Origin of the sequence: Pseudomarimonas salicorniae (assembly GCF_023156535.1) — a bacterium.
GTDB classification, from domain to species: Bacteria; Pseudomonadota; Gammaproteobacteria; order Xanthomonadales; family Xanthomonadaceae; genus Pseudomarimonas; species Pseudomarimonas salicorniae.
Genome location: NZ_JALNMH010000004.1, coordinates 232,876 through 258,353 on the forward strand (window position 1 = coordinate 232,876; position 25,478 = coordinate 258,353).

The 25,478-nt window shown below is 69.6% G+C and carries 21 protein-coding genes; 5 read left to right on the forward strand and 16 right to left on the reverse strand.

Translation table 11 applies throughout. The features are described from left to right. Nucleotides 1–177: 177 nt before the first annotated feature. Nucleotides 178–1,605 carry an HDOD domain-containing protein gene (locus M0G41_RS06690; RefSeq protein ID WP_248206768.1) on the forward strand — a complete coding sequence of 476 codons (1,428 nt, stop codon included), beginning with the start codon at nt 178–180 and terminating at the stop codon, nt 1,603–1,605. Between the two features lie 9 nt (nt 1,606–1,614). On the opposite strand, the gene M0G41_RS06695 is transcribed toward M0G41_RS06690, so the two are convergent. The 15 genes from M0G41_RS06695 to yihA form a co-directional block, all read right to left on the reverse strand. Next, complete coding sequence (locus M0G41_RS06695) at nt 1,615–2,454, reverse strand: DUF817 domain-containing protein (RefSeq protein ID WP_248206771.1); 840 nt, start codon at nt 2,452–2,454, stop codon at nt 1,615–1,617. 77 nt (nt 2,455–2,531) lie between these two features. Beyond that, complete coding sequence (locus M0G41_RS06700) at nt 2,532–3,650, reverse strand: DUF1615 domain-containing protein (RefSeq protein WP_248206774.1); 1,119 nt, start codon at nt 3,648–3,650, stop codon at nt 2,532–2,534. Nucleotides 3,651–3,674: 24 nt separating this feature from the next. Beyond that, the gene (locus tag M0G41_RS06705; protein ID WP_248206776.1) at nt 3,675–4,103 is read right to left on the reverse strand and encodes a hypothetical protein; all 429 of its coding nucleotides are present in this window, start codon (nt 4,101–4,103) and stop codon (nt 3,675–3,677) included. A 132-nt stretch (nt 4,104–4,235) separates the two neighbouring features. Then, the gene (locus M0G41_RS06710; RefSeq protein WP_248206777.1) at nt 4,236–7,736 is read right to left on the reverse strand and encodes a response regulator; all 3,501 of its coding nucleotides are present in this window, start codon (nt 7,734–7,736) and stop codon (nt 4,236–4,238) included. Beyond that, nucleotides 7,733–8,848, reverse strand: coding sequence for a chemotaxis protein CheB (locus M0G41_RS06715; protein ID WP_248206779.1), 1,116 nt, complete (start codon nt 8,846–8,848; stop codon nt 7,733–7,735). Before M0G41_RS06715 ends, M0G41_RS06710 begins: the two co-directional genes overlap by 4 nt. Further along, the gene (locus M0G41_RS06720; protein WP_248206781.1) at nt 8,841–10,934 is read right to left on the reverse strand and encodes a hybrid sensor histidine kinase/response regulator; all 2,094 of its coding nucleotides are present in this window, start codon (nt 10,932–10,934) and stop codon (nt 8,841–8,843) included. The genes M0G41_RS06715 and M0G41_RS06720 overlap by 8 nt, the downstream gene beginning before the upstream one ends. Before the next feature lie 11 nt (nt 10,935–10,945). Then, nucleotides 10,946–12,415: a methyl-accepting chemotaxis protein gene (locus tag M0G41_RS06725; RefSeq protein ID WP_248206783.1), complete on the reverse strand. Its 1,470-nt coding sequence runs from the start codon at nt 12,413–12,415 to the stop codon at nt 10,946–10,948. Between the two features lie 10 nt (nt 12,416–12,425). Then, nucleotides 12,426–12,944 carry a chemotaxis protein CheW gene (locus M0G41_RS06730; RefSeq protein WP_248206784.1) on the reverse strand — a complete coding sequence of 173 codons (519 nt, stop codon included), beginning with the start codon at nt 12,942–12,944 and terminating at the stop codon, nt 12,426–12,428. Beyond that, complete coding sequence (locus M0G41_RS06735; RefSeq protein WP_248206788.1) at nt 12,941–14,407, reverse strand: CheR family methyltransferase; 1,467 nt, start codon at nt 14,405–14,407, stop codon at nt 12,941–12,943. Before M0G41_RS06735 ends, M0G41_RS06730 begins: the two co-directional genes overlap by 4 nt. Before the next feature lie 5 nt (nt 14,408–14,412). Continuing rightward, nucleotides 14,413–14,895, reverse strand: a complete 483-nt coding sequence (locus M0G41_RS06740) for a chemotaxis protein CheW (RefSeq protein WP_248206789.1) — start codon at nt 14,893–14,895, stop codon at nt 14,413–14,415. A 100-nt stretch (nt 14,896–14,995) separates the two neighbouring features. After that, nucleotides 14,996–16,099, reverse strand: coding sequence for an NAD(P)/FAD-dependent oxidoreductase (locus M0G41_RS06745; protein WP_248206792.1), 1,104 nt, complete (start codon nt 16,097–16,099; stop codon nt 14,996–14,998). A gap of 21 nt (nt 16,100–16,120) precedes the next feature. Continuing rightward, a complete protein-coding gene (locus M0G41_RS06750) occupies nt 16,121–16,891 on the reverse strand; it encodes a UPF0149 family protein (RefSeq protein ID WP_248206793.1) in 771 nt (256 codons plus the stop codon). Beyond that, nucleotides 16,891–17,520: a YecA/YgfB family protein gene (locus M0G41_RS06755; RefSeq protein ID WP_248206794.1), complete on the reverse strand. Its 630-nt coding sequence runs from the start codon at nt 17,518–17,520 to the stop codon at nt 16,891–16,893. The genes M0G41_RS06750 and M0G41_RS06755 overlap by 1 nt, the downstream gene beginning before the upstream one ends. A 54-nt stretch (nt 17,521–17,574) precedes the next feature. After that, on the reverse strand, nt 17,575–18,939 hold the full coding sequence (locus M0G41_RS06760; RefSeq protein WP_248206796.1) for a glutamate--cysteine ligase: 1,365 nt from the start codon (nt 18,937–18,939) through the stop codon (nt 17,575–17,577). A gap of 126 nt (nt 18,940–19,065) precedes the next feature. After that, complete coding sequence (yihA, locus tag M0G41_RS06765) at nt 19,066–19,677, reverse strand: ribosome biogenesis GTP-binding protein YihA/YsxC (RefSeq protein WP_248206798.1); 612 nt, start codon at nt 19,675–19,677, stop codon at nt 19,066–19,068. A 126-nt stretch (nt 19,678–19,803) separates the two neighbouring features. Here yihA and M0G41_RS06770 point away from each other — a divergent pair, with 126 nt between their 5' ends. The 3 genes from M0G41_RS06770 (at nt 19,804) to M0G41_RS06780 (ending at nt 22,214) form a co-directional block, all read left to right on the forward strand. Next, nucleotides 19,804–20,568 carry a c-type cytochrome gene (locus tag M0G41_RS06770; RefSeq protein ID WP_248206799.1) on the forward strand — a complete coding sequence of 255 codons (765 nt, stop codon included), beginning with the start codon at nt 19,804–19,806 and terminating at the stop codon, nt 20,566–20,568. Between the two features lie 118 nt (nt 20,569–20,686). Next, nucleotides 20,687–21,331, forward strand: coding sequence for a thiol:disulfide interchange protein DsbA/DsbL (locus M0G41_RS06775; RefSeq protein WP_248206802.1), 645 nt, complete (start codon nt 20,687–20,689; stop codon nt 21,329–21,331). Between the two features lie 106 nt (nt 21,332–21,437). After that, nucleotides 21,438–22,214, forward strand: coding sequence for an endonuclease/exonuclease/phosphatase family protein (locus tag M0G41_RS06780; RefSeq protein ID WP_248206923.1), 777 nt, complete (start codon nt 21,438–21,440; stop codon nt 22,212–22,214). 320 nt (nt 22,215–22,534) lie between these two features. Here the strand turns inward: M0G41_RS06780 and M0G41_RS06785 are convergent, their stop codons facing one another. Then, the gene (locus tag M0G41_RS06785) at nt 22,535–24,031 is read right to left on the reverse strand and encodes a hypothetical protein (protein WP_248206805.1); all 1,497 of its coding nucleotides are present in this window, start codon (nt 24,029–24,031) and stop codon (nt 22,535–22,537) included. Between the two features lie 213 nt (nt 24,032–24,244). On the opposite strand from M0G41_RS06785, the gene prfB reads away from it, so the two are divergent. After that, nucleotides 24,245–25,373 (forward strand): peptide chain release factor 2 gene (prfB, locus tag M0G41_RS06790; protein ID WP_248206806.1). Its coding sequence is split into 2 segments (ribosomal slippage): nt 24,245–24,319 and nt 24,321–25,373, totalling 1,128 coding nucleotides; the frame shifts between segments, so codons are not numbered across the junction. Nucleotides 25,374–25,478 lie beyond the last annotated feature (105 nt).

Sequence of the window (25,478 nt, forward strand, 5' to 3'; positions counted from 1 at the left end):
CCGTCGCAGACACGTCTGCACGATCCACTCGATCCTGAGCGCCCGTCTAGGGTAGTCGAAACGCCGAGCGAAGTGCATGGCCACAGCTCGCGCTGGCAGGGACGCTGGGCAGGCGCGATTCTTTGCTTGCCGAGGGCAGCGGCTTGGGGGCAGGCTTGGACACGGGAGAGTCAGGGGATGGACAGGATGGCCCGCGCGACGACAAGCCTCGACGAGTGGGTGCACCAGCTGACCAGCCGGCAGCTGCCGGCGTTTGCCCGCACCGCACAGCGCATCGCCGGCAAGGCGCAGGATGCCGACAGCTCGGCCGGTGAACTGGCGGCGCTGATCCTGCAGGATGTGTCGATGACCACCCGCCTGCTGCGGATGGCCAACAGCATCCTCTTCAATCCTTCGGGTGGACGGATCAGCACCATCAGCCGCGCGATCATCGTGCTCGGCTTCGATGCGGTGCGCGATCTGTGCCTGTCGATCGCGATCATCGACGGGCTTCTCAAGGGGCCCAACCGCGAACTGGTTGCCCGCGGCATGGGCACCGCCCTCCACGCCGCGCTACAGGCACGCAACCTGGCCCGGATCGCCCGGCTGCCCGAGGCCGAGGAGGTCTTCGTCGCGACCCTGCTCTCGCACCTCGGCGAGCTGGCCCTGATGTGCTTTGCGGGCGAGGCCCAGCCCGACCTGCCGGCGAGGCTTGCGGCGATCCGTCGGCTGCCGGCCGCGAAACGCGAAGCCGCCGAAACCGAACTGCTGGGGTTTCAGCTGCGCGAGCTGACCGCCTCGCTCAACCGGGAGTGGCGACTCAGCGGCCTGCTGTCGCGCACGCTCGACCGTCGGAGCCCACCCGACGCCCGGGTGCGGGCGGTGCAATACGGCGACGCCCTGGCCGAATGCCTGGCGCGCGGCGACCAGGGCGCCGCGCTGGACGCCCTGATCGTGGAGGCCTGCGACACCCTGCGGCTGGCCGCCGAGCCCTTGCGCGAAAGCGTGCTCTCGACCTGGCGCGATGCCTCCGAGGCCGGCCACGCGCTCGGCGCGGACCTGGCCCGGGAACAGCGGCCTGCCCCCGTCTCCGAGCCGCCGCGCTGGAACACGGGCGATGCCGGCCTGCAGATGGCCGTACTGCGCGAGATCTCCCAGCTGCTTATCGAGCAGCAGCCCAGCGTCGGCGCGCTGATGGAGCTGGTGCTGGAGGGGCTGTTCCGCGGCGTTGGCCTCGACCGCGTGGTCTTCGCCCTGCTCAGCCCCGACCGCCGGTTGTTGCGGCAGAAGACCGCACTCAGCATCGATCCGGTCGGCCTGGAAACCGGATTCGAGTTCGCCGCGCGACCGGCCGAGGCCAATCCGCTGGCCTGGTGCCTGGGCCATGACCAGCCGCTCTGGCTGGGCGGCCCCGGCGCCGGTCAGGTCCCCGGCGACCGGAAGCTCGAGGCGCTTTGCGGCGGGCAGTGCCTGATCCTGCCGCTCGCGGTCGGCGCGACGCCCATCGGCTGCCTCTACGCCGACCGCGCGGCCAGCGGCCGCGAGCTGAGCGATGAGCTCTACACGCAGTTCCGCCTGTTCGGCCACCAGGCGCGGCTCGGGCTGGCCTTCATCAAGTCACGCTGAAGCGTTCCATCAGCGCACCGCCACCGTGGCCCGGACATGCTTGAGATTCACGACGAGTGTGAAGCTCATCAGCACCAGCAGCGACCAGGAGCCCCACTTCGCCACGTGCACCTTCGACCACGCTCCCATCTGGTGCGGGTAGGTCCACAGACCGAACAGGGTGCCGGCGTTCTCGGCGATCCAGATGAAGAAGGCGATCAGCAGCATGGCCAGGGGCAGCGGCATGCGCCGTTCATGATGCAGCGGGCGAAAGCGCACCGTGGTCCGGGCATAGAGCCCGAGCGCCAGCGCCGCCAGGATGGCCCGGTGGTCGCCGATGAAATGCTGGGTGAAGAAGTTGAGGTACAGCGCGCCCGCCATCAGACCGGCCATCCAGTATGGCGGGTGCCGTTCGACGCGCAGGTCGAACAGGCGCCAGGCCTGGATGATGTAGCTGCCGACGGCCGCATACATGAAGCCCGAGAACAGCGGCACGCCGAAGAGCTTGCTCCAGGCCGGGTCGGCGTACTGCCACGACCCGATCGCCGGAGAGGTCTTGAACACCTCGAGGGCGAAGCCGAGCAGATGGAACAGGCAGATCGCGCGCAGCTCGTCGCGGCTCTCGAGGCCCAGTGCCAGCATGCCGGCCTGGATCGCCAGCGCCCAGACCAGCAGGAGATCGTAGCGGGGAATGCCGGCCAGGCCCTCGCGCGGCATCAGCAGCACGGCGAGGAAGAACAGCCCGGCGAACAGGCAGGCCCGGGCCTCCTTCAGGCCAAAGACCAGGAGCTCCTGCATCGATGCGGGCAGGGGCTCCAGCCAGGACTGCAAGCGCGGATCGAGGTCGAGGGAATGGGCGCGAACGGTCATGCCATCCAGTCCAACCGGAGAACATGGCGGTCTGCGGGCAGATTGCGGCGTGGATCTGGCTCGGGCAGCGGCTCGGATCAGGGCGCGTACGCGCGGTTGATGCACTGCTGGTAGCGACTCTGGACCCGGTTGGCGAACCAGGCGGTGGTGAGCCGCCGGCTGATCTTCGGGCCCTCGAGAACGATCTGCGGCAGCACCGCGCGCGGCAGCGGCTTGCCGGCCCGGGCGTCGGCGGCGGCAAACACGGCGCGCCAGGTTTCGCTCTGCTCGAACTCGAAGCGGTTCTCCAGGGCGAGGTCGCGACGGACGCGCCATTCCGGCAGGCCAAGCTGGGGGGCGAGCGAGATCGCCACCTGCTCGGTCCGAGCGGTGCGCGAGTCGAACAGTCCCTGGTCGGGCAGTCGCAGGTCGCCGTCCGGCGCCAGCGCCTGCCCCGAAAGCAGTGAGAGGGCCTTCTGGAAGGCTGCGTTGCGGCTGGCATACCAGCCGGCATTGAAGTCGGCGTAGCGATAGATGTGGCGGTCGTAGCTGTTCGGGTACTGCAGCAGGTGGGCGATACCGAAATACACGCCGCCGCGCCGGGTAAAGACCTCGTCGCGAATCGAAAGCCCGGCGCCATAGGGGTAGCCATGCTCGGCAGCGTGCCGCGCGGCGAACTCGATCGAGACCTGCATCGAGCCGCCGGTGCGCACCGGGTTGGCCGAAGCGAACAGCGCCTGGCCCAGTGGCACGCGGCCGATCAGCTCCTCGAACAGGTCGCTCATGTCCTTCTCGGTGCGCAACGCAGCAACGCGCTGCTCGAAGCGCTGGCCATTTCCCGAGGGCAGCTCGAGCACCGCAGCCACCGCGACCGGCGGAATCTTCAGCCGCGCCGCGCGGCGCTCGATCTCCTGTCTTGCGATGCGCGGCAGGCCGGGCACCTCGGGGTTCGCGCGGTAGCCTGTCTCCTGCTCGATCACCGCCAGCGCAGCGCAGAGATTGTCGGTGCTAGGCAGCAGGGCGAGGTGGCGGAAGGCAGCTTCGATGTCGGTGGCCCAGCCTTCGCGGTCGACACCCTTGGCCGGCAGCAGTCCGATCAGCTGCTCGCGGACCTCCGCGGGCGTGCGCTCGGGCCAGCGTCGCTCGGGCGGCGTGCTGCAGGCGGCAAGGCCAAGCAGGACGGCGCAGGCGACGAGGAATCGACAGGGACGGCGCATGCGAAGGGTCCGATGCCCGCGCCGTCAGGGATCGGCGACGTAGCGCAGGGCGTCAAAGCCGCTGGAGAACAGGGTCGGCAGCACCGGCATCTCGCGCAGGGACTCGCAGTATTCGACCCCGGGCGGAACGAAGCTGCAGCCGACCAGGTCGACACGGCGGATCGGCGTATCGATCAAGCCCAGAGGGACCAGGGTGTAGCCGGAACCGCGCACCGCGCAGGCATCGCGCAGATGCACCTCGACCCGGCGGGTATCGCCCACGTCGTGCAGGCTCCACGGCAGGTTGCCATCGGCGCAGTCGGTCTCCTCGATCAGCAGCTGGGCGACCTCTCCGGGCCGCAGGGGCGACGGGAAGATAGTGACCTCCAGCTGGGCAGCCACAGCCGGTGCCGCGACCAGAAGGGTCGCCGCACCGCCCACAGCCAGCCATGTCAGAAGCGATCTGTGCGCCATCCAGCCCGGGATTCCTTCAGCCAGTCCGCAGCGGATTCTAGCGGCCCCGGGTTGACCTGCGCTGACTCGCAGCCGACCGTTGCGGAAGAGCGGCGGTGGAGCCGCGGCTGCGCGATGTCCGGGCCAGCCCGCTCACGGCACCGGCATACGCGCGCGCAGCTTGGCAAGCAGAAGATCGGCATCGACCGGTTTGGCGAGGTAATCGTCACAGCCGGCTTCGATGAACTTGCGGGCCGCGCCATCGATCGCATGCGCGGTCAGTGCGATCACATGGTGACCGGCCAGCGCCGGATCGGCGCGGATCGCCCGGATCGTCTCGCGGCCATCCATGACCGGCATCTCCATGTCGAGCAGGATCACGTCGTAGCGCGTGACGGCGAGGCGGTCCAGGGCTTCGCGGCCGTTCCCGGCGATATCACAGCGAATCAGATGGCGGGCGAGCAGCTTCTCCATGTATTGCTGGTTCATCGGATTGTCCTCCACCACCAGCACCTCCAGCTTGGCGGCGCCGACCGGTTGCCCGGCGCTGGCCACGACACCGCCCAGATAGCGTCGCGAGATCAGGTCGGAGACGGCGCAGAGTCGGAGTACTTCGCGGTGCAGGGCCGCCCGGTCTGGCGCTTCGGTCGAGGCCAGGGTGTCGATCGCCACTGCCGGCTCGTAGATCTGGTCCATCCGAAGCGTGCCGGCCCAGCCCTTCAGGCTATGGGCAGCCCGATGCAGGGCTGCTGCGTCTTCGCCACGCGCGGCAAGATCGACGATCTCGTCCACGGCAACCAGCAGGCGGGAAATGCCGTTGCCGACCAGCTGGGCCAGCTCGGGCATCGGCTGCGCATCGCGCCACTGCCTGATCAAGGCCTCGCCGCGGGCATCGCGACGAGCGCGCTGGCGCAGCGGTCGGGCCATGCGTTCCCGGTCCAGCCATGCCTCACCATCATCGCGGATCACTGGATACGCGGCGCAGGCGGAGGTGACGTCCTCCGGCGTCGCCATCAGCAAGGGCCCCGGATCACTGTCGGTCCATGGCTGTGCCAGCGCCGCACCGAGGGCCGAACCGGAGACGCCCGGGGCAAACATGAGCACGTCGGGCAGAAGGGCGGGCGCGCCATCCGGCAACGCCTCGACTCCGACCAGGTCGACGGCAAATCCGCCGAGCGCATCACCCAGGACGGACAGCCATTCGCCACCGGCATGGATGACCATGGCGCGCAGGGGCCGCTCGCCCGCGCACAGGCCGAGCAGTACGCGGGCAGCCTGCAAAGGACCCGACGCCGCATCGAGCGGAAGGAAGGGCAGCGTGTGCGTGCGCTCGCCGTCGACGCTGTGCAGCAGCAGGCGTGGCAGCTGCACCAGCCAGGCCGCGGCGCCGACAAGACGCGCCTCGACCTCTGCACAGTCCCTGCCTTCGATGAGCAGCAGGTCGACTGCGGCCGCCTCGAGGTCGGCCGCGAAGGCCGGTCGCAGGTCGAAGGCCTCGGCGTGGAAGCCCGCCTCGCGAAGGCTGGCGACACGGGCAGCGCGCAGCCCGATGTCGCCACCGAGCACGGCCAGGCGGCCGCGAGGCGCACGCACCCGCGCCGCGCGCAATTCGGATATCGCGGCCGCGTCCGGTATCCCGACCGGCACCCTGAGTTCGAAGGTTGAGCCCTCGCCGAGCTGCGACTGGGCGCTGATTCGCCCGCCCATGAGATCGGCCAGGTTGCGGCAGATCGCCAGCCCCAGGCCGGTGCCCCCGTAGCGCCGCGTGGTCGAGCGGTCGGCCTGCTCGAAGGGTGCGAAGAGGCGCTTTTGCTGCTCCTCACTGATGCCGATCCCGGAGTCGCGCACCTCGACGACCAGTTCGCCTTCCTCGTAGCGGGCCCTGAGCGTGACCTGCCCCTGCTCGGTGAACTTGAGTGCGTTGGAGACGAGATTGGTGATGACCTGGAACAGCCGCTGGTCATCGGCGACCAGGTGTTCGGGCACTCCCTTCTCGACCACGACCGACAACTCGAGGTGTTTCTCCTGCGCCTTCAGGGCGAACAGTTCGGCAGCGCGCTGGAACAGTTCGGCAGGCGCGAAGGGCGCCGGCGAAAGCTGCAGCTTGCCGGCCTCGATCTTGGAGAAATCGAGGATGTCATTGATCAGGTTGAGCAGGGTCATGCTCGCGCTGCGCACGATGCGCAGCATGTCGCGACGACCGGGGTCGGTCTCGTCGTCGAACAGCAGGTCGGTGAAGCCAAGGATGGCATTCATCGGCGTGCGGATCTCGTGCGACATAGCGGCCAGGAAATCGCTCTTGAAGCGGCTGGCCTCTTCGGCCTGGCTGCGTGCGGCCTCCAGCTCGCGGTTCTTCTGCTCGAGGTCCGCCAGCAGGACGGCGCGCGCTTCGGCGAGTTGCTGGGCGGCCTTGTGCCTGGCCAGCTCGAACACCTGCTGATGTCGCTCGCGCTCGCTGCGCCGCACCTCATCCTCGAACTGGCGGCGGCGCAATTGGGCCGAGAGCCGGCTACGCAGGAGATCGAGGTCGGCCGCCTTGACGATGTAGTCGTCCGCCCCGGCGTTGAGGCCGGCGATGACCGAGTCGTGCTCCTGTGTGCCGGTCAGGATCAGTACCGGCGTGTCACGCGTGCCGACGTCCTCGCGGATTCGGCGGCAGACTTCAAGTCCGGACATGCCGGGCATATTGAGATCGAGAAGAATCGCATCGACCTGCTCGGTCTCGAGATAGCGCAGCGCCGCCTCGCCGGACTCGGCGGTCGCAACGTCATAGCCATCGGTGCGAAGTTCATCCGCCAGCGTGTTGAGGAAGGTCGGGCTGTCATCGACCGCCAGGACGCGCTTGGCGTGGACCGGCGCTGCAGACTGCGCAGCGCCGCGGGCACTGCTTCGCAACAGGGCACTGAGGCGCGCCAGCAGCAGGTCGAAGTTGTCTCCCTTGCTGAGGTAGGCATCGGCGCCAAGGCTGAGCCCCTCCACCTCGCCGACGGCGCCGACGGTACCGGTCAGCAGCAGCAGCGCCGTGGTGCGCAGGTCAGGGTGGACGCGCATGCGCTGGACCAACGAGGCTCCGTCCATGCCGGGCAGCACGCCGTCGATGACGATGGCGTCCGGTCGCTGGCGCAGGGCGACCCGCAGCCCCTCTTCCCCACTCGGGGCGGTGAGCACGCGGTAGCCTGCCGCTTCCAGTGCCTCCTGGGTGGCGTGGCGGAAGGTGTCGCTGTCCTCGACCAGCAGGATGGTGTGCCGCGGCGCCTCGCCGGCGCCCTCGGCCTGGCGCAGGAAGCTGGCCACGCTGCGGCAGACCGCGCCGGGATCATAGGGCTTGCCGAGATACTCGTCAGCGCCGGTGCGCAGGCCGCGCAGCCGCTCGCCGACCTCGTTCTCGGTCGACAGCAGCATGACCTTGAGCCCGGCGTGGCGCGGCGATTCGCGCAACGCCTCGAGGAACTCGATGCCGTCGCCGTCGGGCAGGTGGATGTCGAGGATCAGCAGGCGATGGCGACCCGACTCCAGCAAGCGGCGCGCCTCGGCCAGGGTCGCCGCCGACTCGACTTCGATGCCCACTTCGCCGAGCACCTCCTCCAGATCCATGCGCACGGTCAGGCTGTCGTCGACGATCAGCACCTGGGCGTTGGCAGGCAGGGCGTTCAATGCTCGGCTCCCTGCACGCCGCCGGCGGCATGGGGACGCTCCAGGCCCGCGGCGGCGGCGGCGATCAACGGCGCCAGCGCATCCTGCCCCAGCACCCGTTCGGCCGCCCCCAGTTCGATGGCCGCGCGCGGCATGCCGAAAACCGCCGAGCTGGCCTCGTCCTGGGCCACCGTACGTGCCCCGGCCTGGCGCAGCGACAGCAGCCCGCGGGCGCCGTCGACGCCCATCCCGGTGAGCAGTATGGCCAGCGTGCTTCGTGGGCATTCCTCGGCCAGCGACTCGAACAGCACGTCGATCGACGGCCGGCAGGAGTGGCGCTCCGGCCGGTCGTCGAGCAGCAGACGACCGCCGCGCAAGGTCAGGTGCCGTCCGGCCGGGGCGATCAGCAGGACGGTGTCCGTGGGCAGCAGGTCGCCGTGGCTGACCAGGCGCACCGGAAACGGCGCGAGGGTCGCCAGCCAGTCTCGGAAAGCCTCCTCGAAGGCGCGGTCGAGGTGGATCACCAAGAGCAGGGGCAGGCCCAGCCGCGCCGGCAAACGAGGCAGCATCTCGGCCAGCACGGCCGGTCCGCCCGTGGAGGCACCGATGGCGATCAGCCGCAGGCCCGCGCCGGGCTCGACGGGGCCCGCCGGGGGCAGCGCCTCGATCCGATCGGCGGGCCGCGGCGCCTGGGACGGGCGGATGAAGCGCGCCGAGCGGCGGATCACGCGGACTCCGGCCACCAGGCGCAACGCGCGCCGGTAGCGCTCGACCCAGTCATCATCCGCATCGGTACCCTTGGGCTTGTCCAGCACGTCGACCGCGCCCGCGCTCAGCGCATCGAGGGTGCGGAACACTTCGCCGCGATTGCGCGATGCGGAGACGATCAGGATCGGCGTCGGGCAGCGGTGCATGATCTCGGCGGTGACCTCGAGCCCGCTGATGCCCGGCAACACGATGTCCAGCGAGATGACATCCGGGCGCAGCCGTTCGCACAGGGCGATGCCGGACTCGCCGTCCGAGGCCTCCCCGACCACTTCGAAGCCCTTCGCCTCCAGCGATTCGACAAAGTGCCCGCGCAGGGTGCGCGAGTCCTCGATCACCAGCACACGCAGGGCGCGGTCCTCATTCATTGGGCACCCCCTCGCGCACCAGTCGGCGCACCACATCGAGGAAGTAGCCCTGGTCGAACTCGCCCTTGACGATGTAGTCGGAGGCGCCGCTGGCAAGTCCGCGCTGGCGGTCTTCAGGGCGTGAGAGCGAGGTGACCAGAATCGCCGGGATCCGACGCAGAACCGGGTCCTCGCGGGTCCGTGCGACGAACTCGAACCCGCTCATGCCAGGCATCTCGACGTCGCAGACGAACAGCTGGTAAGGATTCTGCCTGACCAGTTCCAATGCTCGCTCCGCGGATTCCGCGAGATCCACCTCATAGCCTTCGGACTCGAGAATCGACTGCTCCATCATCCGCGTGGTCAGCGAGTCATCGATCACCAGCACGCGGTACCGGAGCCGCTGCGTGGGCGGCCTGGCGCGCTCGGGGCCGGCGGCAATGATCGCCTCGATCAGGGCGTGCACGTCGAGGATCGGCAGCGGGTCGCCGTTGAGGTCGGGCGAGGCGCCGATCGCAAGTCCAGCCGAACCGGCGTAGGCCGGCAGCGGCCTGACCACCGCCTCGCGGCTGGCGACCAGCTGATCGACCTCGAGCACGGCTTCCTGCTCGCCGCTCGCCAGCAGCAGGACCGAGCAGTTCCGGCTCTCAGCGCCCTGCTCATCAGGCCGGGCATCGGGGTCCCAGCTGGCCAGCCGCCGGGCGGCCAGAGGCCGGCCATCGATCACCACCCGGGTGCCTTCGTCATGCTCCTCCAGCGCGCTGCGCGGCAGTCGGATCGCCCGCCGGACCTGGTGCATCGGCAGGCAGACCCGCAGGGCACCGGCGCCCACCACCAACACTTCCATCGCCACAAGGGACGGCGGCACCTCGATCAGGAATTCGGTGCCCTCGCCGGCCGCGGTGCGCACGCGCAGGTCGCCGCTGGCCTTGCGCACCGCCTCGCGGAGCAGGTCGAGCCCTACCCCGCGGCCGGAGATCGCAGTGAGCTCACGGGCGGTACTCAGCCCACCTTCCAGCAGCAGCGAGACCAGGGTCGCCTCGCTTGCCGAAGGCGCCGTGGCCGCATCCAGTCGCCCGCGCTCGACGGCGAGCCGGCGCACGGCTTCGAGGTCGATGCCGGCCCCGTCGTCACGGATGCGTATCAGGATGCGGTCGCCCACCGGGCTGACCTGCACATCCACTCGCCCGCGCTCCGGCTTGCCGCGCTCACGACGTAAGGCCGGCGGCTCGATGCCGTGGCTGATTGCGTTCCGCACGATCTGTATCAGGCCATCTCGCAGCGGCTGCAGGATGTGCGCATCGAGACGGTACTCGCCGCCGCTGGCGACCAGTTCGGCCTGCCGGCCAAGTTGGCCGCAGGCGTCGTCGAGGGTTTCCTGCAGACTGTCGAAGAGCAGGCTCGCCGGCAGAAGGCGCAGCCCCGTGGCCTGCTGGCGCAGCTGATGAAGGCCGCCACGGGCCTGGTCGAGGTGCTGACCGAACTCGGCGACCAGCCGACGCAGTTCGGCGCCCAGGGTCTGGGCCCGCTCGGCGCGCTGGTCGGCCGGTGACTGCTCCAACTCGGCGGCCAGCCGGCCCAGCGTGCCCAGGGCCAATTCCAGATGACCCATCGGCAACCCGGCGTCGACCACGCCCTCCAGCAGCCCGTCGAGATCCTCCATGGCTACCCGCACGGACTGCAGGCTGCGATCACCCGAGGGGGCAGGCGCAGGGACGGCGGCGGGAGCGGCGGGGGCATGTTCGCCAGCCGTGACGGCCGGTGCCTGAGGCCCGGCAGGCGCTGGGGGTGCGGGTTGCAACAGGCGCTCCAGGTCAGCCTCGAGCCCGCGCAGGGCCTCGCCGGCCTCGCCGAGTACCGGGGCCGGTACCTCAGCGCCCTCGCGGTAGTCGGCGAAGCGGGTTTCCAGGCGGTGCGCCGCCTCGGCCATGTCCAGCGCCTTGACCACCCTCGCTGCGCCCTTGAGGGTGTGCGCGGTGCGCAGCAGTCGGGCCACCTCGGCGGCGCGCTCGGCGCTGTCCGGAAGCGCCCGCAGGGAGGACTGCAGCGCGTCGAGCAGCTCGCGCGCCTCGATCCTGAAATAGCGGTAGGGATCCTTGTTCGCCACCGCCGGGGCTCTCAGGCGGCGCTGCGCGTCATGCGCACAAGATCCAGAGCCAGCTTGTTGAGGTAGTCGACGCTCTCCAGGGTCTGACGGGTCCCAGCGTCGGCTTCCTTGGCGGCCTGGGCAAGGTCGGCGAGGGTCAGGTTGACCTGCTCGACCGCAGTGACCTGCTGCCGGGTGCCGAGCTCGATCTGCCGCGAGGTTTCGCTGGCGCTGTCGACCATCCGGCGGATCTCGGACAGCGCACTGGTCACCTCGGAGAAGCTGCGCATGCCGGCGTCGACCGCCTTGGACCCGTCTTCGGTGACCATCACCGTGGTATTCGCAGCCGAGCGGATCTCGTCCACCAGGGTGCGGATCTCGCGGCCGCTGGCGCTGACCCGATCTGCCAGCTTGCGGATCTCCTCGGCCACCACGGCGAACCGGCGCCCGGCCTCTCCGGCCCCGGCGGACTCGATGGTGGCGTTGATCGAGAGAATGTTCGTCTGCTCGGCCAGCTCGTTGATCAGCTCCTGGATGGCGCCGATCTGGTGCGACTTCTTCCCCAGCTCGACCATGTGCGAGACGATCAGGTTGACCTGTCGCTGCACCGAATCGAAGGCGGTGTTCGCGCTGCTCACCGTCGCATCGCCCGCTCGCGCCGCCTTGGCGGTTTCGTCGGCAATGCGCGAGACACGCTGGGTGCTCTCGGCCATCTGCCTTGCCGTCGCCACCAGCTCCTTCAGGGTGGTGCTGACCTCGTTCATCGCCGTGGTCTGCTCGCGGCTGCTGGTGGCCTGCTCGTTGGCCGCCGCCTGCAGCTCGGCGGCGGAGGTCTGGATCTGGGCGATCGCGCTGCCCACCCGACCGGCGACGTAGCGGGTCAGCAGCCAGCTGATGAGGATCGAGGCGCCGACGGCTGCCAGAAGCAGCAGGATGAAGCGCAGGCGCGCACTGTCGACCTCGTTGCTGGTCAACTCCTGCTCGTTGCGCGAGCGCTGCTCAAGGAAGTCGCGATAGCCAAGGAAAGCCTCCTGCCAGGCCTCCGCCAACGGACCGATATCGCGGTCGAAGCGCTCGATCACCGCTGCGGGCGCCAGCTCCTGACCGGCGAGTTCGTCCTGCATCGCATCCAGAGCCTGCCAGAGCTGGCCATGCAGCTCGCGTGCGCGCGCAACGAACGCGCGGCCGCGATCAGTGTCCACCGCTCGCTCGAGTTCGCCATGCGTACGTTCGAAAGCGGCTCTCGACTCGCCCGCCAGCGCATCCATGCGCGCGCGACCGGTCAGCAGATAGGCCCGCACGGCGGTCGCTGCGTCGCCGAACTCGCGGTTCAGGGTCTCGGCCCGCAGCTGATTGCGCATCACCACGTTGATGATGTGGTCCTTTCGTTCGGAGGTCTCGACCAGGGTCACCGTGGCGAGCACGCCGAGCACCACGAGCAGCACGGTAACGGCGATGAAGCCCGCGGCGATGCGCCGTCCTACGGTCCAGTTCTCGAACATGCGGGCCTCCTCAGGGTTTCCGGGCATCGGGGCGAATCGCCCCACGAATCGATTCAATGTCGAGCACCGGCAGGCTGGTGGTGCCAACCACGCACAGCGAGCGGACATGGCGGAGCTGCTCGTTGGGAGCCTCGCGCAGCTGCGAGGGGCGAACCTGGATGATCGCCTCCAGCTGCTCGAACTGCAGCGCGAAGTCGAGCTCGGCGCCGACGCCAACGGTCCAGCCCGGCTCGCGGCCTACGGCCAGCCCGAGCAGCCGGGCGAGCGAGAACACCGGCACCGTGCGCCCGCGCATCGTGGCCAGGCCGCGCAGTTCGGCCGCGGCGCCCGGGAGCGGAACGATGCGTGGCGACTTGCGCACCAGCGCCAGTCCGGAAAGATCCATCACGTAGACGCGCGCCTCGGCCCCTACCGCGATCCGCAGCAGGCTGCCGGCGCCTTCGGAGGCACTCTCGCGCTCGATGGCAAAGGCGCTGTCGAAGGCCTGCCTGAGCTGCTCGGCCGACTGTACGGCGTGAGCGCCACTCATCGAGAATCCCCGCAGGCGCGTATCTGCGACTCACAATAGCGAAGGAGCGCATCGCGTCCAAATCCCCCCGACAGCAAGCGCAGGCGATGTTCCCGCTCGTTCGGCAGGCGCTTGATCGCCGCCTCGAACTCGGTCCGTGCCGCACGCGGCTGGCCCTGGCGCAGGGAGAGCCGGCCGAGCAGCACATGCGGCGGCGCGAAGTGCGGATCCAGATAGGAAGCGCGCCGCGCATGCTCCACCGCCCGCGAGGGCTCGCCGCGCTGCTCGCAGAGCATGGCCGCCAGCTGGTGCAGTTCGGCCTCGAGGAAATGCCGCGCGAGCAGCGCGTGGCAGTGGGCATGTGCGCCTTCGAGGTCTCCGTTGACGAACATCAGCTCGGCTCGCAGTACCTGGCTCGGCAGATCATCGTCCGGCGCCGCGTCAAGCAGGCCCAGGGCTTCGCGGAAGCGCTCCTCGCGCAGCAGCCGGCCGACCTGGACCGGATCGATCGGAGCCGGGCGCCCCGGGACATCAGTGCGCGGCGCCGAGAGCCCGGGCGCCTGGGGCGACGCCACCAACGACGAGGCGGGCAGAGTCTCCAGCCGCGGACGTGCCATCCCCTCATCCAGTTCCCGATGGATCCCGTCGATCAGGGCCAGCCAGTCCTCACCGGAGCGCTGACCCGCAGCGCCGGCGTGCTTGCGGTAGAAGACCGTTTCGTCCTCGCACTCCAGCTCGATTTCCGGGCAGCGCGTGTGCAGGGCCTCGGAGTGGCCAAGAAAGAGGAAGCCGCCGTCCTCGACCAGTCCCGCCAGACGGCCGACCACCGACTCGACCACATCGGGACGGAAGTAGATCAGCACGTTGCGGCAGAACACGGCATCGTATCCGGCGCGCTGCCAGAGCGGATGCGCGCGGTCGAGCAGGTTGCATTCGGCAAAGCGCACCTGGCCGCGGATCCTCTGGTCGATGCGGAACCGCCGGCCGTGTTCGCTGAAATAGCGCCGGCGGACCTCGGGCGGCGTATCGCGCAGCGACCAGGGCGAGTACTCGCCCGCCTCGGCCCGGGCCAGCGCCTCGCGGCTGACGTCGACCGCATCGATGGCTATCCGGCCCGCCAGGCCCAGCTGGTCGGCCAGCATGGCGATGCTGTAGGGCTCCTCGCCGCTTGAACAGCCGGCCGAGAGTATCCGCCAGCGCCGGTCCGGGGGGCCTGCGAGCCAGGCCCGGCGCAGCACGTCGAGGTGGTCGCGGCCGCGGAAGAAGTAGGTTTCACCGATGATCAGGGCATCGGCCAGGGCCCGCAGCTCCTGCGTCCCCCCAGGCCCCCGCAGGATCGCCAGGTAGTCCGACTGGGCGCCCAGGCCCAGGCTGCGCATGCGCGCCTCGATCGCCGAGCCAAGGCGCTCACGGTCTCCGGCATCCCCATGGAAACCCAGTTGGGCGGCGACCTCGTCGACCAGCTGGCGGAGTCCGTGCTGCACGCAGCTCAGCTCGCCGCCTCAAGCTTCGCCCAGGCCGTCTCGGGCAGCAGCCGGGCGGCCTCGACCAGGGACAGCAGCTGGCCATCGACCTCGCCGAAACGGGACAGCGCAGACTCGGCATCGCGATCGCGGAGCAGGCAGGGCATGGCTTCCCACTCGGCACCCTCGATCTCGCGGACGCCGTCCACCGCCTCGACCGCCAGGGCGAGGCGCCGCGCGCCCTGCACCAGATGCAGCCAGCGGCCGACCTCGCCCCGGGCCAGGCCCAGCCAGCTCGACAGGTCGACCACTGGCACCGGGTGGCCGCGCAGGACGGTCAAGCCGGCGACGTAGTCCGGCAATTCGGGGATCGGCTGCAGTGGCAAGGGGCGCAGCACTTCGCGCACCTGCCCCAGCGGCAGGGCGCAGCGCCGACCGCCCGCGCTGACCTGGAGCAGCTGCTGGATGCCACGCCCCGCATTCCTCGCCTCGCTGTGGCCGCTGGCCATGCCTTCTTCCGTCCGGGCTGTCTGCCCTGCCTTGCAGACTATAGCCGGAGAGCAACGGCCAACCCGATCCGGAAAACCCCGCACCGTGGGCGAACAAGGCTCAGGCGAGGCGGTCCGCGACCTCCTCGGCAATGGCCAGCGAGGAGGTCAGCCCCGGCGACTCGATGCCGAACAGCTGGACCAGCCCGGCAAGGCCATGCTCGGCCTCGCCCTGGAGGACGAAATCCGGGGTCGGTGACTCGGGCCCGACCAGCTTGGGGCGCACGCCGACGAAATCGGGCAGCAGGTCCTCGTCGCGCAGGCCCGGCCACCATTCGCGGATCGCCGCGGCGAACTCGGCGCGACGGCTGTCGTCGAAGTCGTAGGCCTCGCGCTCGATGAAGCGTACGTCGGGACCGAAGCGGGGCAGGCCGGCCGCATCGAAGCCGAGATGCACGCCAAGGCCGCTGCGCCCGGGCAGCGGATAGACCAGCCGGTCGAAGGGCACCTTGTTGCCGCGCATGCGGTAGTAGTGGCCGGCGGCGAAGTGCAGAGGTGGAACCAGGTGTTGCGGGAACCCATGGGTGCGCCGGGCGAGGGCCTGGGCGCCGAGCCCCCCGGCATTGACCAGCTGGCGGCATCGGATCGGCGACTCGCCCCCGGCGCTGACCGCGAAGGCAGCCTCCTCGCAGTCGATACGCTCGACCTCGCAGCGGGTCAACAGCTGCCCCCCGTGACGCTGCAGTTCGGCGCTCAGCGCCATGACGTACTCGGCCACGTCGACGAAGCCGGACTGCGGCACGTCGAGCGCAGCGACGCCGCCCAGCGCGGGCTCGCGCCGGCGCAGCAACTCGCCGTCCACCCAGTGCACCTCGCCGACGCCGTTCTCGGCGGCGCGCGCCTGGTAGTGGCGCAGGGTGTCCAGCTGGTCTTCGGTCGCCGCCACCACCCATTTTCCGCAGCGCCGATGGGGAACCCCGCGGGCGGCACAGAAGGCGTAAAGCAGTTCGCGCCCGCGCACGCAGACGCGGGCCTTGAGCGAGCCCGGCGGATAGTAGAGCCCGGCGTGGATCACCCCGGAATTGCGGCTGGAGACACCCTCGCCGGCGCGCGCCTCCCGCTCGACCACCAGCACCTCGCGGCCCCTCTTCGCCAGTTCGACGCCGCAGGCCAGGCCGACCACCCCGGCGCCGACCACGATGACCTCGATGTCCACCGTCGTCATGCGCCGTGACCGTTCAAACGCCTAGTTCAGCTTGCCGGGGGCGCCGCAGCACTTCTTGAACTTCAGACCGCTGCCACACGGACAGGGGTCGTTGCGGCCGGGCAGATCGGGCCGGCGGGCGGGCGTCGGCCGCTGCCGCTCCAGGCGCTTCCAGTTGAGGTCGGCCAGCATGAAGGGGATCTCGCCGGCCATCTCGAGGCGCTCGGCGAGGGTCGGCAGCTCGATGTCCTCGGCGCCGGCCTCCTCGATCTGCTCCTGGCTGAACAGGGCCATCTGGCTGATGTCCGCGAGATCGTCGGCGACCTCCTCGTCCTCGTCGGCCCAGTGATCCCACAGCTCGCCGCGCAGGCTGACGCCCATCATGAAGCCATTGGCCCAGGCCACGCCGAGCGGCAGGTCGGCGTGCTCGGCAAGCACCTCCTCGGAAGACAGGTCGATATCGTCCGGGAAGGCCATCAGCGGTGAGGCGGACTCCAGCATCGACTGCGCGGTAGCGTCGTCGGTGTCCTCCTCGGGCAGCGGCGCGGTGGCGCGGCGCACGATGTCGTTCCACAGCGCCATCACCAGCCCGAGCGCCTCCTCGGCCTCCTGCGGGGTCTCCCAGATCTGCTCGTCGTTCCAGATGCAGGGCAGGTACTCCGAGGGCGGGACGAGGTCGGGCGTCACCACCAGGGCCGAGAGGAAGCCGTCGAGCATTTCCAGCGACATGCCGCCCTTGGGGACCACGCGCTCTTCCAGCAGCTCGGACAGGCGGTCGACGCTGTCGTCGTCAAGGCGCGGGATGCCTGCCATCACGCTGCTCCGTCCTGCTGGCGCAGGGCGCGCAGGAAATACGGCATCGCCGCGGCCATGGCCACCCGCTGCTCGGCGCTCGGCGCCTCGCCCTTGTCGTCATCCTCGAGCTGGATCATGCGGATCAGCAGGTCAACGCCGGCGTTGATCTCCGGCACCTTCTCCTCCAGCGCGCGCCAGCGCGGCAGGTCGAGCTGCACCGCGTAGAGGAAGCCGCCGGCCCAGCCTGCGCCGAGCGGATAGCCGCTCTTGGCCAGCGCCTCGGCGTACTCGCCCGGATCCTCGGGCAGCCCGGCGGGCACGCTGAAGAAGGGCATGAAACCGCTGTCCTCACCGTCGGGGTCGATCTCGATGCGTGCCTCGATGTGGTTCCACAGCCGCCCGGCGAGGGCGAGCGTCTGCGCCCTCGCCTCCTCGGGCCAGTGGCCGTGACCGAGGACCAGCGGCAGGAATCGCTCGGGATCCACCGTGGCGGGCCCGGCGATCAGCGCGCTGAACAGGCCGTCGAGCATCTCCAGTGACATGCCGTCGCCGCTGACGGCGAAGGTGTCGAGCAGTTGCTTGAGCCGCTGGACATCCGCTTCGCCCAGCGGTTCTCGCTGTTCAGCGGGGTTGAAGGCTTCGGTCATCGCGCGGCTCCCTGCGGGCTTTTGCCGCAAGCCTCGGCGTCGCGGCGGCCGCCGTCAATAGGCGAACTCGCGGAACACCGGGTCAACCGAGCCGCCCCAGGCCCCGTGGAACAGCTCGAGCTTGCGCTCGGCCGGGGTCTGCCCGGCGTCGAGAATCTCCAGCAGCGGCTCGAGGTGGATGCGCTCGTCGGCACCGTGGCGGTTGAGCCGGGCGCGGCGCTGCAGGCCGTGCGCCGAGATCGCCAGCGCCTCGCGGGCGAGATCCTGCACGCGGCCGCCGCGAAAGCGCAGGCCCAGGGCCTCGCGGGGCACGCCATCGCGCAGGGCGTGGCGCTCGGCCAGCGAGAAGTCGCGGACCAGGTCCCAGGCGGCATCCAGCGCCGCATCGTCGTAGAGCAGGCCGACCCAGAACGCCGGCAGGGCGCAGACCCGGTTCCAGGGCCCCCCGTCGGCGCCGCGCATCTCGAGGAACTTCTTCAGCCGCACCTCGGGGAAGGCCGTCGTGCTGTGATCGGCCCAGTCGGCCATGGTCGGCCGCTCGCCCGGCAGGGCCGGGAGCCGGCCGTCGAGGAAGTCACGGAAGCTCTGCCCGCTGGCGTCGATGTAGCGGCCGTCGCGGTAGACGAAATACATCGGCACGTCGAGCAGGTAGTCGACGTAGCGCTCGAAGCCGAAACCCTCCTCGAAGACGAAATCGAGCAGGCCGGTGCGGTCGGGATCGGTGTCGGTCCAGATCTGCGAGCGGTAGCTGAGGAAGCCGTTCGGCCGCCCCTCGGTGAACGGCGAGTCGGCGAACAGCGCGGTGGCCACGGCCTGCAGGGCCAGCGAGACGCGGAACTTCTTCACCATGTCGGCTTCGCTGGCGAAGTCGAGGTTGACCTGCACGGTGCTGGTGCGGGTCATCATGTCGAGGCCGAGCTTGCCGCGCTTGGGCATGTAGGCGCGCATGATCCCGTAGCGCCCCTTGGGCATCCAGGGCATCTCCTCGCGCGCCCACTTCGGCTGGAAGCCCATGCCGAGAAAGCCCAGACCCAGCGGCTCGGCCACCGCCTTGACCTCCTTCAGATGACTGGCAGCCTCGCAGCAGGTGTCATGCAGCGACTCCAGCGGGGCCCCGGACAGCTCCAGCTGGCCGGCCGGCTCGAGGGTGACCGAGGCGCCGTCCTTGGACAGGGCGATCAGCCGGCCGTTCTCCTCGTGGCGCTGCCAGCCGAAGCCGGCCAGTCCCTCCAGCATCGCGCCGATGCCGCGCTCGCCCTCGTAGGGCGGCGGCCGCAGGTCGTCGGTGCGGAATCCGAACTTCTCGTGCTCGGTGCCGATGCGCCAGGCCTCGCGCGGCTTGCAACCCTTTGAGAGAAACTCGACGAGGGGCGCGCGGCCGCGGATCTCGGTGCTATCGGCGGTGCTGGGTCCTGACATGGGCGTCCTGGGCTGCGGGTCGGCGTGGCCACGCAGCGGGATCGGCTGGCGTGAGCGGCCAAGGTGGGGCCTGGGCAGCGGGCGCGCAAGGTCCGATCGGACGAAAACCCTGCCCGCCGCGCCGGATCAATCGGCGGCGGCGCGCAGTCCGAGCTGGCCCTCCAGCCAGGCGCGCGCCTCGGGGATGCCCAGAGAGCGCAGCGACGAGAACAGCTGGACGCCCACAGGCACTTCCTCCAGGGCATTGCGCACCGCCTGCAGGGCCTTGGCCTGCTGCCCACGCGGCAGCTTGTCGGCCTTGGTCAGCAGGATGTGCACGGCCAGGCCCCTGGCCATGCCGTAGTCGAGCATCAGGCGGTCGAATTCGCGCAGCGGATGGCGGATGTCCATGACCAGCAGCAGGCCGCGCAAGGAGGCCCTTTCGCGCAGATAGCCATCGATCAGCCCCCGCCAGTGTTCGCGCAGGGCGGCAGGCACCTCGGCGTAGCCATAGCCCGGCAGGTCGACCAGATAGCGCGCCGGTGCGACCTCGAAGTAGACCAGCTGCTGGGTGCGGCCCGGGGTCTTGCTGGTCCGCGCCAGCTTGTGCGTTTCGCATATCGCGTTGATCGCGCTGGACTTTCCGGCGTTCGATCGGCCGGCGATGGCGATCTCGACGCCCTCGTCGGGCGGCAGCTGGGTGGGCAGGTGGACCGCCTTGAGATAGCGCGCAGGGGCAAGCAGATTGGGCTGGGGCATCGCAAGGCATCCTTTCCGCCGCGTGATCCGCGGCCATTTCATTGACCCATCTGGGGGGCGCTGGAATAATTCGCAGGCTATAGCCCGCCGCTCGCGGGCCATCCCCACGATTTTCGGAGCCAGTTTATGAGCTTTCGGCGCACCCTGGGCCTCGCCGGCGTCCTTTTGTCCACGGCAGTGCTTGCCCAGAGCGAGACCGCCCCGGCAACGGTCATCGCCGCGGAAGAGACCGCGCCCGCCGAGGTCGCCGAACTGACCGAGGCCCACGGCGAGGCCAGCGCAGGCGATGCCGCGGCAGGCGAGGCCAAGGCGGCGGTCTGCGCGGCCTGCCACAGCACCGACGGCAACTCGACCGACCCGCAGTACCCGAAGCTGGCCGGCCAGCACGAGCGCTACATCGCCCGCCATCTCGCCCTGTACAAGAGCGGCGAGCGCAACAACGCGATCATGCTCGGCTTCGCCGCCACCCTCAGTCCGCAGGACATGCGCGACCTCGGCGCCTACTTCTCGACCAAGCAGGTGCTGCCCGGCATGGCCGACGACAGCGTGATTGCCGATGGCCCGAACGCCGGCAAGAAGTTCTATGAAATCGGTGAGCGCCTGTACCGCGGCGGCGACATCGAGCGCGGCGTGCCGGCCTGCATCGGCTGCCACGGCCCTGCCGGCCGCGGCAACCCGGGCCCGGCCTACCCCTCGCTGGGCGGCCAGCACGCGCCCTACACCGCCGCCCAGCTGAACGCTTTCCGCGACGGCACCGTCTACGGCCGCGGCGAGAACGCGAACGAGGTGATGGCGGGCGTAGCCAAGTACCTGACGGACGAGGAAATCGGCGCCCTGGCCAGCTATATCGAAGGCCTTCACGCCAATCCGGGAACTGCTGGCGGAAAGTAAGGTCCTAGCAGCTCATGCCGGACAGCGATCGGGCGCCGCAGGGCGCCCGATTCGTTTCCGCCCGGCCCCGACCGATTGAACCCACGTCTCGTTTCAACGACTTCCACAGGAGATGCCGATGCTCACCCGCCTGTTCGCCCTGGCCCTGTTCGCCGCCTCGCCGCTGGCGCTCGCCCAGTCGCCCGCCGCCGATGGCCTGCAGGAAGGTCGCGAGTACACCGTGCTTGAGCCGGCCCAGCCCACCGCCGACAAGTCCAAGGTCGAGGTGCTGGAGGTGTTCGGCTACTGGTGCATCCACTGCGCCCATCTGGATCCGGTGCTGGAGAAGTGGAAGAAGGGCATTCCGTCGGACGTCGACTTCCGCTACGTGCCGGCGATCTGGCAGGGCGGCATCGACGAGTTCTTCGCCCGCGCCTTCTATACAGCCGAGACCATGGGCGTGCTGGACACCACCCACTCGGCGATGTTCACCGCCGCCGCGGTGGACCGCAAGCTGCAGAGCACCGACGACATCCTCGACTTCTACGCCGACCAGGGTGTGAACCGCGAGCAGTTCGAGGCGACCATGAACTCGTTCACCGTCAACGCCAAGGTCAACCGGGTCAAGCAGAGCCTGCCGCGCTACGCCATCGAGGGCACCCCGACCCTGATCATCAACGGCAAGTACAAGGTGATGGCCCGCCAGGGCATGACCATGGAAGACGTGATGAGCGTGGTCGACAAGCTGATCGCCCGCGAGCGGGCGGCGATGAAGCAGGGCTGATCCCCCTCGATCGCTGAACAAGGCAGGGCGCTCCGTATCGGGGCGCCCTTCTTTTTTGCGCTGCCGCCTTGCAGCGCCGGCGGCGGACCCCAAGAATGACCGCATGATGGACGCCTCCGCCCCTGCCCCGCTGCGCCTGCTCAGCGCCAACATCCAGGCCGGCGCGCGCACCGATGCCTTTCGCGACTACGTCACCCGCCTGCACAGCCAGGTGCTGCCGCACGCCAGCAAACGCGGCAACCTTGAGAATTTCGCCGGGCACCTTGGCGATTTCGACCTGGTCGGGCTGCAGGAGAGCGACCCCGGCTCGCTGCGTTCTGGTTTCCTCAACCAGACCCATTACCTCGCAGAGCGTGCCGGCTTCCCCTACTGGAGCCATCAGCCGAACCGCCGGGTCGGACGCTTTGCCACCAGCGCCAACGCCCTGCTCTGCCGGCACCCGCCGGACGAGGTGCGCGACTACGCCCTGCCCGGCCGGATCGCCGGCCGCGGCGTGCTCTGGGCCCGCTTCGGCAAGGACCACGACGCCCTGGTGGTGCTGATCGCCCACCTCTCGCTCGGGGCGAAATCGCGCCTGGCCCAGCTGGCCTTCATCGCCGAGCTGGTCCAGGAAGCCCCACATGCGGTGCTGATGGGCGACCTCAACTGCGAAGCGGACTCCGGCGAGCTGCGCCATTTCTACCGACAGTCCGGGTTCGAGCCCCCCGCCGATCGCTTGCCGACCTTCCCCAGCTGGAAGCCGAAGCGGGCCATCGACCATATCCTGACCACTCCCAATCTGCAGGTCCTCCGGCGCTGGGCCCTGCCCAACCTCGCCTCCGACCACCTGCCGATGGCCGCCGAGATCGCCCTTCCCCGAGGCGCGGCGAAGGAGCCCTCCTAGCACTGCGTTCCGCCGGATATCAAAAGCGCTCCCGTCGCCACCCGGTGATGGATTGAGGTGGGCGCGAAGCAGGCATTCATAGTGTGCGACTTGCCGCACCCCACGTACCGTGCGAACGCCCGGTGCGCTGCGCCAAGGCACGCCCGATGGGGCTCCGCTGACGCCCAACGAAGCCCGACTGCAGGAGCGCACATGGGTGCGACCGCAGCGCTGCGTTTTCACCACAGACCGCGTCCAGAGCGGATCTCCGCGGTCGCGCCCGAGGACGCTCCCACAATGGGTCCGGCGCGAGTGGGCGCTCCCCGCGGCTCTTGGCCGCCCTAGAGCTCGACCGCGCTGCGGAACATCTCGCGCTGGATCCTCGACTCGGCGATGCCGCCGCCGATCCGCTGGCGGATGGTGATGTCCGACGCGCTCCAGCCGACGAGCTCGGCTACCCGCGTCGATCCGGTGCGGGTGGTGATCCGCAGCCTCGCCCCGACCTTGCCCTGCAGCTGGTTCCAGTCGAGGCGCCGGGAGCGCTGCTCTCCGACCACCACGATCTTCGCCTCCGGCTGCGGGATATTGCTCAGTCGGGAGCGACTGGACGGGTTCGCCGCGGGCCTCGGGACAGGTTCAGCGGGCGGTTGGGGGACGACTTCCGCCGCCGCCGTCGGCGGGTCGGGATCGGGGGCGTTCGGCGCTTCGGCCGCGGCTTCTGCTTCGGCAGGTGCCGCGGGCGTCGCCGCCCGTCCCGGTTCGAGAAGCACCAGGGCCTTCTCGGGGTCGATCCAGATGGTGTCCTGCAGCGGCAGCCGGGCAACAAGCTTGGGACTATCGCCGCCCAGGCCCTCAGTGAAGGCGTTGGCGGGAACGAACTCGCTGCGCTGGGCCTCGCGGATCAGCGAGGCCTGGCTGAGGGCGAGCAGGGAGGCCGGTCGCGGTCGGTCGAACCAGCCATCGAGGGGCGCCGGCTGCGGATATCGAACCGAGAGCTCAAGCATGCCGCCGTCGCGAACGTAGCGTCGATAGCTGGCCCAGGCCTCCTCGGAGGCAGCAAGACCCATCGATTGGACGGCGTCCTGCACCGCCCGCACATGCCGGTCCACCAGGGCAATCAGCTCGCCACGCTCGGCGCAGCGACGGTGGCGTATGCGGCTGAAGCCGAGGTCTTCGAACAGCCAGTGCTCGGCACGGGTGCGCATCGGATACTGGTCGATGACCAGCACCGACAGCGGCATGGCCAGGCTCTGCTCCAGCCGGCGCTCGATCCGCGCCGAGCCCTGCTGTCGATAGCTGACCAAGGTCTCCAGATTCTGGCCCTCGACCCGGAAGGTGAACCCGAGCCGGTTGTCCAGCTCCAGCTCGGCCTCGGCCAGACCCTCGGCGTCAAAGCGAACCTCGGCGGGACAGGCGAGCGTCTCGAAGGGGGCCCCGCTGAGTCCGGCCGGCGCAAGCTCGCCCAGCGCGGGATCCAGTCCCGGGCGTACCTCGACCTGTTCGAAGACCACCTCGAGGCGGTCGAGCGGCGCCTCCAGACGAGCCTGCCGCACCGAGTTGCGCAGCAACCACCACCAGCTCTGTCCGGAGATCTCGACCCGCTCGGCCCGCAACCAGGCCCCACTGCCCTGCGTGTCGCCGAAGCGCAGGTCGCTCAGGCGCAGGCTGGCATCCCACCCCGGCGGAGCCAGCGAATAATGCAGGGGGCCCTCGCCCAGGGTCAGGCGCAGGGCGCGCTCGGCCAGAAAGCTGCCCTGGTGGAACAGGGCGGCGCCCACCGCGACCAGGGGCAGCACGGGAACCAGCCATGCCAGCCGCCAGGGCCATCGGGGCGCCACCTCCGGAATCTGGAAGGTCGAATTCGCCAATGGTTTGCGCGAAGGGCAATCGGGAAGCGACAGGTTAACGGTATTCGCGCGCAGGTCGAGAGTGGGAATTTCCTACGCGGGGCCCGGGCGGGGTCTGGGCATCATGCAAGCGGCACGATTCCGCTGCCCGGCCGGCGGCAGCCTGCTATCATCCGCGGCCGTTTTCAGCAAAGCCCTTCCGCCATGATCGAGCTCAATCCGGTCCGCCAGCGCATCACCGAACTCAAGGATCGGCTGGATGCGCTCAGGGGGTATCTTTGACTACGACCTGAAGGTCGAACGGCTGGAGGAAGTCAGCCGCGAACTCGAGAATCCGGACATCTGGAATACGCCGGACGTAGCCCAGGCGCTGGGCCGCGAACGTGCCGCCCTGGACAAGGTGGTCAACGGCATCCGTGACCTGCTCGAGGGCCTTGGCGGCGCCGACGAGCTGCTCGACCTGGCCGAGGCCGAGGATGACGAGGACACCGCCAAGGCGGTGGTCGAGGATGTCGAGCGCTTCGCGAAGGGCGTCGAGACGCTCGAGTTCCAGCGCATGTTCTCCGGCAAGATGGACTCGCACCCGGCCTTCGTCGACATCCAGGCCGGCGCCGGCGGCACCGAGGCCCAGGACTGGGCCGAGATTCTGCTGCGCATGTACCTGCGCTGGTGCGAATCGCGCGGCTGGAAGGCCGAGCTGATGGAGGTCAGCGCCGGCGAAGTGGCGGGCATCAAGTCGGCGACCTTCCGCGTCGAGGGCGACCACGCCTACGGCTGGCTGAAGACCGAAACCGGCGTCCACCGACTGGTCCGCAAGTCGCCCTTCGACTCCGACAACCGCCGCCACACCAGCTTCACCTCGGTGTTCGTGGCTCCGGAAGTCGATGACGACATCGATATCGAGATCAACCCCGCCGACCTCAAGACCGACGTCTACCGCTCCTCGGGCGCCGGCGGCCAGCACGTCAACAAGACCGAGTCGGCGGTGCGCATCACCCACATGCCCAGCGGCATCGTGGTCGCCTGCCAGACCGAGCGCAGCCAGCACGCCAATCGCGACCGGGCGATGAAGATGCTCGCCGCCAAGCTCTACGAGATGGAGCTGCAGAAACGCAACTCCGAGAAGGATGCCGTCGAGGCGACCAAGTCCGACATCGGCTGGGGCAGCCAGATCCGCAACTACGTGCTCGACCAGTCGCGGATCAAGGACCTGCGCACCGGCATCGAGCGCAGCGACACGCAGAAGGTGCTCGACGGCGACCTGGACGAGTTCGTCGAGGCCAGCCTGAAGGCGGGTCTGGAGGCGGGATCGAAACGCAGCGACGCCGCCTAGGGCGGGTCGCGACCGTCCGCTGATTTCCCTGCAGCCGGCCGCCTCGGCCGGCGTCGAACCGCAGGCGGGACAGGGCTGCGAATCAACACACTGTTTGACCGGCGG

What these genes read in the sequence shown, in the direction of transcription:
- M0G41_RS06775 (WP_248206802.1), top strand. Translation starts at nt 20,687, where the DNA reads ATGCTCACCCGCCTGTTCGCCCTGGCCCTGTTCGCCGCCTCGCCGCTG.
- M0G41_RS06715 (WP_248206779.1), bottom strand. Translation starts at nt 8,848, where the DNA reads ATGAATGAGGACCGCGCCCTGCGTGTGCTGGTGATCGAGGACTCGCGC.
- M0G41_RS06700 (WP_248206774.1), bottom strand. Translation starts at nt 3,650, where the DNA reads ATGCGCCGTCCCTGTCGATTCCTCGTCGCCTGCGCCGTCCTGCTTGGC.
- M0G41_RS06730 (WP_248206784.1), bottom strand. Translation starts at nt 12,944, where the DNA reads ATGAGTGGCGCTCACGCCGTACAGTCGGCCGAGCAGCTCAGGCAGGCC.
- M0G41_RS06755 (WP_248206794.1), bottom strand. Translation starts at nt 17,520, where the DNA reads ATGACCGAAGCCTTCAACCCCGCTGAACAGCGAGAACCGCTGGGCGAA.
- M0G41_RS06770 (WP_248206799.1), top strand. Translation starts at nt 19,804, where the DNA reads ATGAGCTTTCGGCGCACCCTGGGCCTCGCCGGCGTCCTTTTGTCCACG.
- M0G41_RS06705 (WP_248206776.1), bottom strand. Translation starts at nt 4,103, where the DNA reads ATGGCGCACAGATCGCTTCTGACATGGCTGGCTGTGGGCGGTGCGGCG.
- yihA (WP_248206798.1), bottom strand. Translation starts at nt 19,677, where the DNA reads ATGCCCCAGCCCAATCTGCTTGCCCCTGCGCGCTATCTCAAGGCGGTC.
- M0G41_RS06745 (WP_248206792.1), bottom strand. Translation starts at nt 16,099, where the DNA reads ATGACGACGGTGGACATCGAGGTCATCGTGGTCGGCGCCGGGGTGGTC.
- M0G41_RS06750 (WP_248206793.1), bottom strand. Translation starts at nt 16,891, where the DNA reads ATGGCAGGCATCCCGCGCCTTGACGACGACAGCGTCGACCGCCTGTCC.
- M0G41_RS06690 (WP_248206768.1), top strand. Translation starts at nt 178, where the DNA reads ATGGACAGGATGGCCCGCGCGACGACAAGCCTCGACGAGTGGGTGCAC.
- M0G41_RS06740 (WP_248206789.1), bottom strand. Translation starts at nt 14,895, where the DNA reads ATGGCCAGCGGCCACAGCGAGGCGAGGAATGCGGGGCGTGGCATCCAG.
- M0G41_RS06725 (WP_248206783.1), bottom strand. Translation starts at nt 12,415, where the DNA reads ATGTTCGAGAACTGGACCGTAGGACGGCGCATCGCCGCGGGCTTCATC.
- M0G41_RS06780 (WP_248206923.1), top strand. Translation starts at nt 21,438, where the DNA reads ATGGACGCCTCCGCCCCTGCCCCGCTGCGCCTGCTCAGCGCCAACATC.
- M0G41_RS06695 (WP_248206771.1), bottom strand. Translation starts at nt 2,454, where the DNA reads ATGACCGTTCGCGCCCATTCCCTCGACCTCGATCCGCGCTTGCAGTCC.
- M0G41_RS06760 (WP_248206796.1), bottom strand. Translation starts at nt 18,939, where the DNA reads ATGTCAGGACCCAGCACCGCCGATAGCACCGAGATCCGCGGCCGCGCG.